Origin of the sequence: Paenibacillus sp. FSL R7-0297 (genome assembly GCF_038009025.1) — a bacterium.
GTDB lineage: Bacteria > Bacillota > Bacilli > Paenibacillales > Paenibacillaceae > Paenibacillus_AQ.
Genome location: NZ_JBBPAQ010000001.1, coordinates 6,224,449 through 6,236,605, shown reverse-complemented (window position 1 = coordinate 6,236,605; position 12,157 = coordinate 6,224,449). Strand labels below are relative to the sequence as shown.

The following is a 12,157-nucleotide window of genomic DNA, read 5'->3' as shown; positions in this document are numbered from 1 at the left end:
TAATGGAGTGGAGGTGAGCCATTATGCCGGAACTGCCGGAAGTCGAAACAGTCAGAAGAACACTTAATGATTTAATTACAGGCAAGCAGATAGAGCATGTCACCGTCCGGCTGCCGCGGATTATTCAGCGCCCGGATGATATTCAGGCTTTTGCCCATATGCTGGCAGGCCATAGCGTAGTAACGGTTGAGCGCAGAGGCAAGTTCCTGCGGTTCGTCTTCGATGGACTTGTGATGGTCTCCCATCTGCGGATGGAAGGCCGTTACGGGGTGTACCGGGAGGGCGAGCCGCTGGACAAGCATACTCATGTGATTTTCCATTTCTCCGACGGTACGGAGCTGCGTTATACCGATGTGCGCCAGTTCGGAACGATGCATCTGTTCCAGCCGGGTGAGGATCTGCTGCTGAAGCCGCTGAATAAGCTGGGACAGGAACCGCTGGATGCGGATTTCACCCTGGAGCGTTTCAAGCAGATTGTCTCGAAGAGAAGTACCAAAATTAAGCCGCTCTTGCTGAATCAGGAATATATCGTCGGTATCGGTAATATTTATGTGGATGAATCCCTGCACCGTGCCGGCATTCATCCGGAAGAAACCGCAAACTCCCTCTCGGAGGACCATCTGGCCAGGCTGCATCATGCGATCGTTGCAACCTTGACAGAGGCGGTGAATGCGGGAGGCTCCTCAGTGAAGTCGTATGTCAACGGCCAGGGGGAGAGCGGGAATTACCAGGATCAGCACCGCATATACGGACGCAAGGATCAGCCTTGCGCTACCTGCGGAACGTTGATTGAGAAAAGTGTTGTCGGCGGCCGGGGCACGCATTATTGTCCGAGCTGCCAGCCAGTACCGGTGCAGACAAGGTAAGCATTCAGCCGGGCGTATGAAGTGGATTTATAGGAAATTCTAAGGGAATTCTAAACGGTGTTGTCCATGCTTCATCAAAAGGCAGGCACTCACTGCCCGTCCCGCCCATATAATGTGTGAAGATTGCTGATTAAGGCGAACGGAGCCCGGCTGACAAGGCCGCCAGGTTCCGGTTCTTCACGGGAGGGATTGCGGGTGCTTAGCCCATTGTTGTCACTGCTGCTGCTTGCGTTTGCTCTTAGTTTGGACGGATTTGGTGTAGGCATTACATATGGACTGCGTAAAATGAAAATTCCTTTGCTCTCAATTATGATTATCTCGCTCTGTTCGGGGGTAGTCATTTGTGTGTCTATGCAGGTCGGCGTCCTGCTGGCCAAGGTGGTCTCACCGCATGCCGCTTCCAGTATCGGAGCGGTTATTCTCGTCTTGATGGGTTGCTGGTCACTATTTCAGATGCTGACACAGAAAGAGAAGGAGCAGGGGGAAGCAGAGCTGGGAGCCGGAGACGGGCTGCCAGACCGGCAGGCCTTGCTGGAGACGGCTGCCGCTGCGATTAGGGAAGATGCGGGACCGCTGAAGCCGGCTGTATTCTCGCTGGAGCTCCGGCATCTGGGGGTAGTCATTCAGATCCTCCGCACCCCGTCTTCCGCCGATATGGATGCTTCCGGGAGTATCTCCTCCATGGAAGCCATGGTCCTGGGCATTGCATTGTCGCTGGATGCCTTCGGTGCCGGTCTCGGTGCTGCGCTGCTCGGGTTCAGCCCGGTGTCGACCTCGCTGATGATCGCTGTGTTCAGCGGAACATTTCTGCTGCTGGGGATGAAGACAGGACTAAGATTGTCAGGCAGCTACTGGATGAAGCATGCGGCTGTTCTGCCGGCGTTATTATTGATTGCAATGGGTATAATGAAGCTATTATGAGGTGAGTACATGATTATGGGCTTAACCGGAGGGATTGCTTCCGGAAAAAGCACCGTGTCCGCACTGTTTGTCGCCAAGGGAGCTGCTCTGGTGGATGCCGATGTCATCGCCAGAGAGGTTATGCTCCCCGGACATCCGGTGCTGGCCGCTGCTGTACAGGCTTTTGGAGAGACGATTCTGCAGCCGGACGGAACATTGGACCGGCCGAGGCTGGGGGAGATCGTTTTCCGGGATCCGGAAGCACTTCAGACCTTGAACCATCTGACGCATCCGGCGATCCGTACAGAAATTAAGGACCGTATGTATGCGTTAGATCAGGAAGATCCGCAGCGGCTGGTTATTGTGGATATTCCGCTGCTCTATGAATCACAGCTGGACAATTTATTCGATCATATTATTGTGGTATATGTGCCCCGCAGAGTCCAGTTGGCCAGGCTCATGGCGCGGAATGGAATGACGCTGGAACAAGCCGAGAACCGGCTGAAATCGCAGATGGACATCGAACTAAAGCGCAGGAAAGCCGACTACGTGATCGACAACAGCGGTGATCCCGGAGCTACGGAGCGGCAGGTTGCCAGCCTGTGGGACAGGCTGGGCCTCTTATGATGAAGTGGTTGCGCAAAAAAAGAGTACTGCTGTTGCTGTTTATTGGCTTTACAGCGATCCTGTTCCTGGGCACCAATTGGATGTCTTGGTTTTATCCGATACATTATAAAGATGAGATCCGCAAACACAGCCTTACTTATGAGCTGGACCCGTTCCTGGTGGCATCAATTATCCGGGTTGAGACCAATTTCAAGACCGGACGCGAATCCAAAAAAGGTGCAATCGGACTGATGCAGCTGATGCCGGATACCGCCAAGTGGGCGCTGGAAAAGGCCAAGCTTCCTGAAGTGTCGCTTGAGCGGCTAAAAGAAGAGCCATCCTCCAATATCGAACTGGGTACCTGGTATTTGTCTACGCTTTCCCGGCAGTTTGACGGCAACCGGACAGCGGTTATAGCCGCCTATAATGCCGGACCCGGCAAAGTACAGAGCTGGCTGGATGAAGGCCGGTGGGACGGAACAGAAGCGTCTGTGAAGGATATCCCGTTCGGAGAGACCCGTCACTATGTACAGCGTGTCATCTATTATTATGACCAATACACAGAGCTCTACAGTGAATTCTGAGGCTCTGCTTTAAATATTGCGTTTGTGCCGACATAAAAAGAAGCATCAAACGGCCCGGAGGCCGTTCAATACTTCTTTAGGCAAGCTTATGGAGACAGGTTATTTGTATTGACCTGCCAATTGCTGTTCAGCCAGGGTTACAAGACGTTTAGTGATGTAACCACCGATCGAACCGTTTTCGTAAGAAGTTTTATTGCCTTGGTATCCATCTGGGGAGAGGGTGATACCTAGTTCTTGGGCAACTTCGAATTTCAGTTGTTCCAAGGCACCGCGTGAATTTGGAGCTACCAGGTTATTGGAGCTGTTGTTTTGGCTCATTGCTGTTCACCTCCTATCGGTTGGTAACTGTATTATGTGCTGGACTTGCCATATTCATAACAACAAATAAACGGTGATTTCTGGAAATTAACATAAGCCCCGTTTAACCTGGTTATTCAGGAGCGGGGCATACCCATTCTTACTATGAGGAAGTGATGAAGCTTATGAAATGCCCTTACTGTGATCACACCAATACCAAGGTGCTTGACTCCCGTCCAGCCAATGAGAATAAGTCAATCCGCCGCAGGCGCGAATGCGAACTGTGCAGCCGCCGTTTCACCACCTTCGAAATGATTGAAGAAACCCCGCTGATCGTCATCAAAAAAGACGGCAGCCGCGAAGAGTTCAGCCGTGACAAAATCCTCCGTGGCCTCATCCGCGCCTGTGAGAAGCGTCCCGTTTCTGTAGAGCGCCTGGAAGTCATCGTATCCGAGGTTGAGAAAAGCCTGCGCGGCATCGCCCTGGCCGAGATCGAGAGCCGCCAGATCGGCGAGCTGGTCATGGAGCAGCTCTACCCTGTAGACGAGGTAGCTTACGTCCGCTTCGCGTCCGTGTACCGCCAGTTCAAGGACATCAACATGTTTATGAAGGAACTGAAGGGACTGCTCTCTAAGGGGACTGAGGAGCTGGACGGGCTGTAGGAGGCTTACTGAAGAGGGAATGTGTCATTCCTGGCATAAAGGGGCTAGCCTTGATATTGTGAGGCTGGCCTCTGTGAGAAGCGCTTCTGTATAGAAATTAATTAATTTTATAAAAGTGTTGACACTGATCCCGAATTTCTGTATTATATAGAAGTCGCCTAAGAAACATAACAACTTGAAAGCGACTTGAGTGAACCGCTCAAAATGGATTTCAGAATACATAATGTGATTCGAAATCAAGCGTATGGGGAATTAGCTCAGCTGGGAGAGCGCATCGCTGGCAGCGATGAGGTCAGGGGTTCGAGCCCCCTATTCTCCACCATACTACGGACTCTTAGCTCAGTTGGTAGAGCAGTAGACTCTTAATCTATTTGTCCAGGGTTCGAGCCCCTGAGAGTCCATCACAGAAGAAACGGCAGAGATGCCGTTTTTTTGCTGTTTTCATTAGTAGACGGAAATCAAATAGTATGTATTCGTCTATATATTAAACTCATGTTTGATGAAGAAGGGCTGGGTTGCACTAGCCCTTTACTCTAGGAGAGTTTCCACGCAGTATATTCTTCACGGCTAGTCATTGATTCTTTTAAGAAAGGAAAATAAGCCATGATCATTACCAAGCAGGAATACAAGGTGAAAGGTCTGAATTACACGATCCGCTCTGCAGTTAAGGCAGATGCGAAGTCTTTGTCCGAGGTAAGGCTTCAGATTGACGGGGAGACCGAGCATATGGACCGGGTGCCGGGAGAGGCTTTTATTGATGAAGCCGGATTTGAAGAAATCATCGGGAGGGACATGAACCATCCGCGGAATATATGCCTGGTTGCGGAAGCGAACGGCAGAATCATTGGTTATTCCCGGTGTGAAGGACATGATCTGCAGCGGTTTAAGCACAAAGTGGAATTTGGAGTAGGAGTTTTGAAACAATATTGGGGCTTCGGAGTGGGCGCAAACCTTTTGCAAGCGTCCATTTCCTGGGCCGACGCAAACGGCATCACCAAGATGATTCTAAGCGGCGTTCTGGAAACCAATGAGAAGGCGATCCGCTTGTACAAGAGCCTTGGTTTTGAAGTCGAAGGCATATTGAAGAAGGACCGTATCCTGTCAGACGGGAAATATTACAGTACATATACGATGGCGAGATATACAGATTAGGCCTGGGATTAAAAAGGCTTGATGGTCCCCAAGAACGGCAGAGCTGCCGTTCTTTTGATGTTCTTAGACAGTTGGAGTGTTGGAGTGGAAAAACGGGGCATCCGATTAACGCTCTATTTGCTCCCGGCTTCCCATCTCAGATTCCAGTTATAGTGCTGATCCAATTCCTCATGTCCGGCGAAATATTCTACGAGCCGCTCCACGCTGAAGGTCTCATCCTGCTGATTACGAATCATGGCGATGGCACACATTCCCTTATTATTGTTATACTCATCCAGCCGGACTTCGATATCAGGTCCGTTTTGCTGCCTGATAGTCACACGGGCGTCAGCCTGCGACCAGTTTGTGATTCCCTCATAGATAAAGGCAAAGACAACAATCCGGCTGATCTCGGAAAGATAATGGCCGTTGATCCGCAGATTCTCACCTGTGGCGATCGATCCGGTGCGGTCATCCCCATCCAGGGAGATGTAGGGTGGCCTGTTCAAGCTGCCGAAGGACTCACCGAGTGCCTGGACAGAGCCCTTCAGCCCATTTTTTAGTTCAAACAGACAACCGAGATCAAGATCGATGCCTTTGCTGCCGAACCAGCCGGATGATTGGGTCTGCACCCAGTTCAGGTTAATCAGGATCTCGCCTAGTGATCCTGCCCCTTTCTGCAGATTGATCCGCTCCCCGCGTTGCTTAAGCAGATGGGAACCCGGATTTAAAGGTGGGGCTGGAGGTGACGCAGGCGATGCTGGCGATGCTGGTGGTGAAGCTGGTAAAGAAGGAGGTAAATGACCCGCCGGTTTCGGCCGTGACCTCAGCTCCGGGAGAATAAGGGGAGACTGCTGCGGCTGAACGACCCGGCTGGCGGGCTGAACAGACGGCAGAATGTCATTGATCCGAATCCCATAACTTTGGCATAGGGCAGCTAAGCCGCCTGCATATCCGGAACCTACTGCGCTGAATTTCCATTCATTCTGGTATCTGTAGATTTCTCCGGCTACAATTGCGGTCTCTACAGTGAACGCTTTACCCAGCCTGTAGCGGAGAAGCTCAGTTCCATCAGCAGCGTTGATGATCCGTAAATAGGCATCATCCAGCAGCGAGAAGCTATGCTGCCGCTTCTCAGCCTCATAAATCGTTAGTGCAAATGCAATCCGCTCGTATTCTGCGGGAATCTTACTGAGACTGACAGCGATTTGTGTGTTGTCGGTTAACCCTGCGTAAGTTTTTTTATCAGACTGCAATACACTTACAGACTGGTCCGGAGTAGAAGCGTTACCATAAAAAATAAGGTCCTCATCTTTTGAGACGCTCTGGGATGGCGTAAGCAAAAAGGCGGAAAAATCAACCTCAACCGCAGAGCCCGTATTGTGCCAGCCCATTCCGACGATGATACGGGTAAGGAGAGGCGTATCTTTTGTTAAGTTGCATTTTTGTCCCTTTATCAGTTCAACGGTCATTGGAACCTGCCTTTCAGAAGATTAGTAGAATTGAATGAATACGTGAAGGAGCTTAGAATCTGTCGCGTCTTCCGGCATCAAGATTCGGACCGTTCAGACTGGATAACCTGTCTAAAGAATGTTCGTAGATACGTACAATATCCTGCACCTTTTGGAACTCCGGATCCGAGGGGCCCAGATTGTCCATGAACATCCGCTGCAGGATTTCTCTATAAAAGGAGATGCGGTTCTCGACAAGACTACATTCGTAATCAATGACCTCTTCCACCGAGTGCTGTTGAACAAATTCCATCAGGTCATCAGCCGGGTTATCGTAGGACTCCCGCTCATTGCGCGCGGCAACCGGAGTGTTCACGTTATCGAGGTTAACAGTGGAACGTATATCGGTGAAAAGAATTCCCTCTTTTGCCAGCATGACCTGAAAAGGCTTGTGCTTGAACAGCTCTTGGGCGACAAGAGAGCACATTGCCGGATTCCTCAGCAGAATGCCGTCAAAGGGGTGAAGCACCCAGCCTCTGTCATCCCGGTACAAGCTGAACGTGAAGTACTCGCCTCCATACTCATATTTCAGATTAATCGTAGTCTCTGAAGTAAGCTCATATTGAAATGCATCCATTCAAGTTCGCGCCTCCTGCATCTTCTTCTTTGGGTTTATATTAGCATAGCAGAATATGGGGAATGTTGGGAGAGCACGGTTGATTATTTACAATGAATTTAGTAGTTTAGTATAGGAGTGAACAACGATGAAGAATAATCAAGCACAATCTTTTAAAGTGACTTTAAGCGATAGGAACGTTGCGGTTCGTGGACGGCCTTTCCGTAATATAGTTATTGCTGCCGAAGACTCATTGTATGCTCTGGCGGAAATTTCGATTGAAGCCTTTGATTTTGATCTGGATCACGCCTTTGGCTTCTATGATAATATCAAAAACTGGACACGCTCTGAAAAAGGCTACGAGCTGTTTGCCGATATCGGTGAGAAGACGAAGTTCCCCGGCGTGAACAGGGCAAAAATCAATAAAGTATTCCATACTCCTAAACAAAAGATGTTACTCTTATTCGACTACGGTGATGAATGGCATTTTATTGTTCAGTATCTGGGAACTATAGAGGTGAGTCCGGGTCAGAAATTACCGATGATTATGGAGAGTAACGGAGAGGTGCCTAATCAATATGGAGGTTTCGGAGACGAAGAAGAATATGAGGACGAAGATGAATAACTTGGCGGCATGTAGTGCGCGAAATCCTCAATGCAGGTTTTGTACTGAATACGATACATGAGCGCTTGACTTTATATTTAGTATGCAAAGAGAGCCGTGCGTCAACACGACTCTCTGAGCAATAGCCGCTTTTAAGGGCAGAGGCTTTTAGGTGCTACGGGCAGAAATAGACCGCATCCTTTGGACAAGAGTCGGACTACACAAATGAATTTGCAATCAGCCCTGGGATTACTTCCAGGGTTTTTTGATTGGAATGAAATGAAGTACGAGTCCGCCTCCCGTGTCTAAGGATATTAACTGCGGGAAAAATGTTAAAGACAACCAAAGATCCAATTTATGTTACGTTATATGACATGACCATTTGTTTTAGTTGTGGATTTTAGATGATTTTGTCGAATAATAGGATTTTAATGAAATTTCAAGCTGATAAAATAGACCTATAACCAGACAAGGGGTGAAGAGGAAATGAAAAAGTGGTTAACGGTGTCACTTATTATGACAATGATGGTGGTTGTGCTCTCGGCATGCGGAGGAAACAAAGCGGATGAAGATGCTTCAGGCGGCAGCTCGAACAAACTGGTAGTCTATACCCCGAACAGTGAAGCAATGATTAATGCACTTATCCCGGCATTCGAGAAGCAGACTGGCGTTACAGTGGAGCTGGTATCGGCAGGCAGCGGCGAGCTGATCAAACGGATTCAGTCAGAGAAAACCAACCCGTATGCTGACGTCATGTTCGGCGGAGCTTATGCACTGTTTAACGATAATGCGGATTTGTTCGGGGAATATGTCTCACCTAATGATAAGGACCTATTAGAAGGTCACACCAATACGACTGGCATCATGACCTCTTACGTATCGGACGGAAGTGTGCTGCTAGTAAACACGAATCTCGCAGGTGATATTGAAATTAACGGTTATGAGGATCTGCTCAATCCGGAGCTGAAGGGCAAGATCGCGATGGCGGACCCGGCCAACTCCAGCTCGGCGTTCGCTCAGTTGACCAATATGCTTAGAGTTATGGGCGGAGATTATACCTCTGATGCAGGCTGGGATTATGTAGCCAAGCTACTGGAGAATTTGGATGGGAAAATTGCAGGAGGGTCCAGCAAAGCGCACAAAAGTGTTGCTGATGGTGAATACGTAGTGGCGTTAACCTACGAAGATCCGGCAGTCAGCTACGTAAAAGACGGTGCGCCGGTAAAGGTGGTATATCCGGAAGAGGGAACGGTGTTCCTCGATGCGGTAGCCGGCGTTGTTAAGGGTTCTCAGAATCAGGAGAACGCCCGCAAGTTCATCGACTTCCTGATCTCCAAAGAAGGTCAGGATGCGCTAGGACAAGAAACGACCAACCGTCCGCTGCGCGCCGATGCTGCGATCGGAGACTTCATGACACCGATAGACCAAATCAAGGTGATTGATGAGGACGTAGCCTACGTTGCAGAGAATAAGGCAGCTATTGTGGAGCGTTATACTGAGCTGTTTACCAATATTGCTGAATAATTCATGACCAGAACCGTAAATCAGAGAGAAGGCGGGTGAATAACATGAGCGTTGCGATATCCTTCAAGGACATTGTCAAAAAATATGGCGATACTACCGTTATCCCCGAGCTGTCTTTGGATATTCAAAAGGGTGAGTTCTTCACCCTTTTGGGTCCTTCAGGCTGCGGGAAGACGACACTGCTGCGGATGGTGGCCGGCTTTAACAGTATTGAAGGCGGGGATCTCGGCTTCAATGATAAAGTGATGAATAACGTTCCACCGGGCAAACGGAATATCGGAATGGTATTTCAGAATTATGCGATCTTTCCGCATTTAAGCGTATCCGAGAATGTTGCGTTCGGGCTGCAGAACCGTAAAGTGGGCAAAGGAGAGTTGCAGCGAAGAGTGGAGGAGATTCTGGATACGGTGCAGATTGAGGTATACAAAAACAGAATGCCTAAGAATTTGTCAGGCGGTCAGCAGCAGCGTGTAGCGCTGGCGCGGGCCATCGTTATTAATCCTGATGTGCTGCTGATGGATGAGCCGCTCTCTAATCTGGATGCCCAGCTGCGAGTGGATATGCGCAATGCCATTAAGCGGATTCAGCGCGAGGTAGGAATTACTACGGTATACGTAACGCATGATCAGGAAGAGGCGATGGCAGTATCCGACCGGATCGCGGTTATGAAGTCCGGCATCATCCAGCAGGTGGGAACACCACGGGATATTTATCAGCGCCCCGCCAATCTGTTCGTCGCTACATTCATCGGACGGACCAATGTAATTGAGGCGAAGCTGGAGAATGGAGCTGAAGGCGATGCGGTTCTTCGTATTGGCAGCAGCTACTTACTGGCGGTGCCGGGGCTGCCGGCAGAATTAAAGTCTGCTGGAGCATCGGAGGTTAAAATTTCAGTCCGGCCGGAGGAATTTGTGCTGTCAGAGGACGGCACAGGCCTTGCCGGGACAGTTGTGAACAATGTTTTTCTGGGACTCAATACGCATCTGGTCGTAGCGCTTGAGAATGGACAGGAAGTGGAAATCATCCAGCAGTCGGCTTCCACTGAAGTGGTGGATATTGGCCGGAAGGTTGCTCTCGCTATACTTCCGGGAACGGTCAATGTCTATGATGCGTCCGGGGAACGTAATCTGAACCGGGGGCTAGGCTCATGAGCGGCCGCATGAAGCGCTGGGACATCTGGTCGCTGATTACCTTCATTATTTTTGCCGGATATCTGGTGTTTCTGGCCTTGCCTCTATTCATGCTGCTGATTAAAAGCTTCTTTGACGAGACAACCGGCGAGTTCTCACTTGCCTACTTCCATAAATTTTTCAGCAAGGCCTACTATATGAACGCTGTATGGAACAGCATTAAGGTGACTGTAAGTGTTACGCTGCTGTCTATCCTGGTCGCCGGACCGCTGGCCTACATCATGACGATTGCCAAGATTAAAGGGAGCGCTACAGTGCGCATTCTGATCTTAATCTCGTCCATGTCCGCTCCGTTTATCGGCGCGTATGCCTGGATTCTGCTGCTGGGACGCAGCGGGGTGATCACTAAATTCATGTCCACTGTATTCGGCTTCAGTATGCCTGACATTTACGGCTTCTCCGGCATTCTGCTGGTGCTGACGCTCCAGTTGTCTCCGCTCATCTTCATGTACGTATCAGGGGCGCTGAAGAATGTGGACAACTCCCTGATGGAAGCAGCGGAGAGCATGAATTGTACGGGTCTGCGTAAAATGTGGAAAATACTCGTGCCGCTGATTACGCCGACGCTGCTGGCCGGAGGATTGCTGGTCTTCATGCGGGCGTTCGCGGATTTCGGCACACCGATGCTGATTGGCGAAGGGTACCGAACTGTACCTGTGCTAATCTTCAATGAATTTATCAGTGAGGTTGGGGGAGATGACGGCTTTGCTGCAGCGATCAGTGTAATTGTAGTATTGTTCGCAATCACCGTGTTTCTGCTGCAGAAGTACGTTGCGAACCGGAAATCCTACAGTATGAGTGCCTTGAACCCGATTGAACCGAAAAAGCTGAAGGGAATCGCCAATCTGGCGGCACATGCCTACGTATATCTGTTCACGTTATTGGCTCTGATGCCTCAAGTCTATGTTGCTTATACATCCTTCCTGAAGACCTCGGGCAAAATATTCGTCGACGGTTACTCCCTGGACAGCTACCGCGCGGCCTTTTCCAAAGTAGGAGATTCCATTTATAACACCTTCATGATGGCCAGTATCACGATTGTCATTATTACGCTGGCTGCGGTACTGATCGCTTATGTCACGGTGAAGCGCAAAGGAGCGGTTGCCCATGTCCTGGATACCTTCACGATGCTGCCTTACATTGTACCTGGCTCCATTCTGGGGATCGCGCTGCTGGTTACCTTCAATAAGGAACCACTGGTACTGAGTGGTACTTCTGTCATTCTGATTGCTGCTTTTGTGATCCGGCGGCTGCCATACACGATCCGCTCCAGTGCCGCCGTGCTCCATCAGGTGAACGACAGTATTGAAGAGGCGGCGATCAGTCTGGGGGCATCCACCATGCGGACCTTCTTCAAGATTACCGTGCCGATGATGATTTCCGGTGTATTCGCCGGGGCGATCATCAGCTGGATCAGCATTATTACGGAGCTTAGCACCTCTATTATTCTGTATACAGGGAATACCCGGACGATGACAGTTGCTGTGTACACCGAGGTTATCCGCGGCAATTATGGGGTTGCTGCTGCCTTATCGACGCTGCTGACGGCGATCACTGTGGTTTCACTGCTGCTGTTCTTCAAGCTCTCCGGTAAAAAAGAAGTAACCATGTGATTGAAGACCGGTTCCGCGTAAGCGGGTACCGGCTTTTTTCTATCAGGCTTTTGCCGATATTTTGCAAGGTATCCCGATTCCGGCTGCCCGTGTATGATAGTAGGACTAATGAG

At 49.9% G+C, this 12,157-nt stretch carries 13 protein-coding genes and 2 tRNA genes; 12 read left to right on the top strand and 3 right to left on the bottom strand.

All coding sequences use genetic code 11. From position 1 onward, the window contains the following. The first annotated feature begins 23 nt into the window (after nucleotides 1-23). The 4 genes from mutM to MKZ24_RS27290 all read left to right on the top strand — a co-directional run bounded on the left by mutM (nucleotide 24) and on the right by MKZ24_RS27290 (nucleotide 2,956). Nucleotides 24-866, top strand: a complete 843-nt coding sequence (gene mutM, locus MKZ24_RS27305) for a DNA-formamidopyrimidine glycosylase (protein WP_042234682.1) — start codon at nucleotides 24-26, stop codon at nucleotides 864-866. A 195-nt stretch (nucleotides 867-1,061) separates the two neighbouring features. Then, complete coding sequence (locus MKZ24_RS27300; protein ID WP_042234684.1) at nucleotides 1,062-1,787, top strand: manganese efflux pump; 726 nt, start codon at nucleotides 1,062-1,064, stop codon at nucleotides 1,785-1,787. A gap of 9 nt (nucleotides 1,788-1,796) precedes the next feature. Continuing rightward, nucleotides 1,797-2,393 (top strand): dephospho-CoA kinase, encoded by a 597-nt coding sequence (coaE, locus tag MKZ24_RS27295; RefSeq protein WP_340788668.1) that lies wholly within the window; start codon nucleotides 1,797-1,799, stop codon nucleotides 2,391-2,393. Further along, nucleotides 2,393-2,956, top strand: coding sequence for a lytic transglycosylase domain-containing protein (locus MKZ24_RS27290; RefSeq protein ID WP_340790225.1), 564 nt, complete (start codon nucleotides 2,393-2,395; stop codon nucleotides 2,954-2,956). Before coaE ends, MKZ24_RS27290 begins: the two co-directional genes overlap by 1 nt. 99 nt (nucleotides 2,957-3,055) lie before the next feature. On the opposite strand, the gene MKZ24_RS27285 is transcribed toward MKZ24_RS27290, so the two are convergent. Beyond that, nucleotides 3,056-3,274: an alpha/beta-type small acid-soluble spore protein gene (locus tag MKZ24_RS27285; RefSeq protein WP_039305013.1), complete on the bottom strand. Its 219-nt coding sequence runs from the start codon at nucleotides 3,272-3,274 to the stop codon at nucleotides 3,056-3,058. 164 nt (nucleotides 3,275-3,438) lie between these two features. Here MKZ24_RS27285 and nrdR point away from each other — a divergent pair, with 164 nt between their 5' ends. The 4 genes from nrdR to MKZ24_RS27265 all read left to right on the top strand — a co-directional run bounded on the left by nrdR (nucleotide 3,439) and on the right by MKZ24_RS27265 (nucleotide 5,067). Beyond that, on the top strand, nucleotides 3,439-3,915 hold the full coding sequence (gene nrdR, locus MKZ24_RS27280) for a transcriptional regulator NrdR (RefSeq protein ID WP_039305242.1): 477 nt from the start codon (nucleotides 3,439-3,441) through the stop codon (nucleotides 3,913-3,915). A 246-nt stretch (nucleotides 3,916-4,161) separates the two neighbouring features. Next, nucleotides 4,162-4,237, top strand: a tRNA-Ala gene (locus MKZ24_RS27275). 6 nt (nucleotides 4,238-4,243) lie between these two features. Then, nucleotides 4,244-4,316, top strand: a tRNA-Lys gene (locus MKZ24_RS27270). A gap of 202 nt (nucleotides 4,317-4,518) precedes the next feature. After that, a complete protein-coding gene (locus tag MKZ24_RS27265; protein ID WP_340788662.1) occupies nucleotides 4,519-5,067 on the top strand; it encodes a GNAT family N-acetyltransferase in 549 nt (182 codons plus the stop codon). 113 nt (nucleotides 5,068-5,180) lie between these two features. On the opposite strand, the gene MKZ24_RS27260 is transcribed toward MKZ24_RS27265, so the two are convergent. Together MKZ24_RS27260 and MKZ24_RS27255 are read right to left on the bottom strand one after the other, a co-directional pair. After that, on the bottom strand, nucleotides 5,181-6,518 hold the full coding sequence (locus tag MKZ24_RS27260) for a TerD family protein (protein ID WP_340788660.1): 1,338 nt from the start codon (nucleotides 6,516-6,518) through the stop codon (nucleotides 5,181-5,183). Between the two features lie 52 nt (nucleotides 6,519-6,570). After that, nucleotides 6,571-7,134 carry a hypothetical protein gene (locus tag MKZ24_RS27255; RefSeq protein WP_042234710.1) on the bottom strand — a complete coding sequence of 188 codons (564 nt, stop codon included), beginning with the start codon at nucleotides 7,132-7,134 and terminating at the stop codon, nucleotides 6,571-6,573. 127 nt (nucleotides 7,135-7,261) lie between these two features. Between MKZ24_RS27255 and MKZ24_RS27250 the strand changes: the two genes are divergently transcribed. The 4 genes from MKZ24_RS27250 (at nucleotide 7,262) to MKZ24_RS27235 (ending at nucleotide 12,044) form a co-directional block, all read left to right on the top strand. Continuing rightward, nucleotides 7,262-7,738, top strand: coding sequence for an IS1096 element passenger TnpR family protein (locus tag MKZ24_RS27250; RefSeq protein WP_052416203.1), 477 nt, complete (start codon nucleotides 7,262-7,264; stop codon nucleotides 7,736-7,738). Between the two features lie 465 nt (nucleotides 7,739-8,203). Further along, nucleotides 8,204-9,241, top strand: a complete 1,038-nt coding sequence (locus tag MKZ24_RS27245) for an ABC transporter substrate-binding protein (RefSeq protein WP_340788654.1) — start codon at nucleotides 8,204-8,206, stop codon at nucleotides 9,239-9,241. Nucleotides 9,242-9,285: 44 nt separating this feature from the next. After that, a complete protein-coding gene (locus MKZ24_RS27240) occupies nucleotides 9,286-10,392 on the top strand; it encodes an ABC transporter ATP-binding protein (protein WP_042234715.1) in 1,107 nt (368 codons plus the stop codon). Continuing rightward, nucleotides 10,389-12,044: an ABC transporter permease gene (locus MKZ24_RS27235; protein ID WP_340788650.1), complete on the top strand. Its 1,656-nt coding sequence runs from the start codon at nucleotides 10,389-10,391 to the stop codon at nucleotides 12,042-12,044. Before MKZ24_RS27240 ends, MKZ24_RS27235 begins: the two co-directional genes overlap by 4 nt. Nucleotides 12,045-12,157 lie beyond the last annotated feature (113 nt).

Coding starts and splice junctions, on each gene's coding strand:
- mutM (WP_042234682.1), top strand. CDS start 24: ATGCCGGAACTGCCGGAAGTCGAAACAGTCAGAAGAACACTTAATGAT.
- coaE (WP_340788668.1), top strand. CDS start 1,797: ATGATTATGGGCTTAACCGGAGGGATTGCTTCCGGAAAAAGCACCGTG.
- MKZ24_RS27290 (WP_340790225.1), top strand. CDS start 2,393: ATGAAGTGGTTGCGCAAAAAAAGAGTACTGCTGTTGCTGTTTATTGGC.
- MKZ24_RS27285 (WP_039305013.1), bottom strand. CDS start 3,274: ATGAGCCAAAACAACAGCTCCAATAACCTGGTAGCTCCAAATTCACGC.
- nrdR (WP_039305242.1), top strand. CDS start 3,439: ATGAAATGCCCTTACTGTGATCACACCAATACCAAGGTGCTTGACTCC.
- MKZ24_RS27265 (WP_340788662.1), top strand. CDS start 4,519: ATGATCATTACCAAGCAGGAATACAAGGTGAAAGGTCTGAATTACACG.
- MKZ24_RS27260 (WP_340788660.1), bottom strand. CDS start 6,518: ATGACCGTTGAACTGATAAAGGGACAAAAATGCAACTTAACAAAAGAT.
- MKZ24_RS27255 (WP_042234710.1), bottom strand. CDS start 7,134: ATGGATGCATTTCAATATGAGCTTACTTCAGAGACTACGATTAATCTG.
- MKZ24_RS27250 (WP_052416203.1), top strand. CDS start 7,262: ATGAAGAATAATCAAGCACAATCTTTTAAAGTGACTTTAAGCGATAGG.
- MKZ24_RS27245 (WP_340788654.1), top strand. CDS start 8,204: ATGAAAAAGTGGTTAACGGTGTCACTTATTATGACAATGATGGTGGTT.
- MKZ24_RS27240 (WP_042234715.1), top strand. CDS start 9,286: ATGAGCGTTGCGATATCCTTCAAGGACATTGTCAAAAAATATGGCGAT.
- MKZ24_RS27235 (WP_340788650.1), top strand. CDS start 10,389: ATGAGCGGCCGCATGAAGCGCTGGGACATCTGGTCGCTGATTACCTTC.